This window comes from Photobacterium sp. S4TG1 (assembly GCF_036040035.1).
In the GTDB taxonomy this organism is placed as follows: domain Bacteria; phylum Pseudomonadota; class Gammaproteobacteria; order Enterobacterales; family Vibrionaceae; genus Photobacterium.
Genome location: NZ_JAYXUH010000048.1, coordinates 1 through 659 on the forward strand (window position 1 = coordinate 1; position 659 = coordinate 659).

Genomic DNA, 659 nt, shown 5'->3' on the forward strand with positions numbered 1-659 from the left:
TAATCCGATCAAGAAATTATTAAACATTGGTTTTTCGCCGGACTCATTTATTTGTCTTCACTTTAAAAAGTGAAAGCAAACACAGACACTTGAATGTGTATGTTTTGAGAACTCGTTTTTATCCTTCTTTATAAAAGAAGCAATAAAAACATTTTTAAAATTAATCTTTCGATTAAATTTACTAGTCAGCTTTCCAGATTGTTAAAGAACATGTGTTTTTGTCATTTTTAAAGATGACGAATCCACTTTCTAATCACACTCTTACGAATGCATTTAGAAAGTGGTGGAGCTATGCGGGATCGAACCGCAGACCTCCTGCGTGCAAGGCAGGCGCTCTCCCAGCTGAGCTATAACCCCATCAAGTTTCACTTCTTAGGAGAAGTTCTATTCAACAGAAAGTGGTGGGCGATACCGGGCTCGAACCAGTGACCCCCTCCTTGTAAGGGAGGTGCTCTCCCAACTGAGCTAATCGCCCATCGTTTTACTTCCGATGAAAAGAAGTGGCGTCCCGTAGGGGAGTCGAACCCCTGTTACCGCCGTGAAAGGGCGGTGTCCTAGGCCTCTAGACGAACGGGACTAAGTTTTCTCTAAGTTATGGGTAACTTAGATGTTCTTTTACATTTTAACCAGGCAATCTGTGTGGACACTGCATAAAACAG

At 41.9% G+C, this 659-nt stretch carries 3 tRNA genes; all 3 read right to left on the minus strand.

The features are described from left to right. Positions 1 to 281: 281 nt before the first annotated feature. Positions 282 to 357: transfer RNA gene (locus VXS03_RS20075), tRNA-Ala, on the minus strand. Between the two features lie 42 nt (positions 358 to 399). Next, a tRNA-Val gene (locus tag VXS03_RS20080) sits at positions 400 to 475 on the minus strand. Positions 476 to 501: 26 nt separating this feature from the next. Continuing rightward, positions 502 to 577, minus strand: a tRNA-Glu gene (locus tag VXS03_RS20085). Positions 578 to 659: the final 82 nt, after the last annotated feature.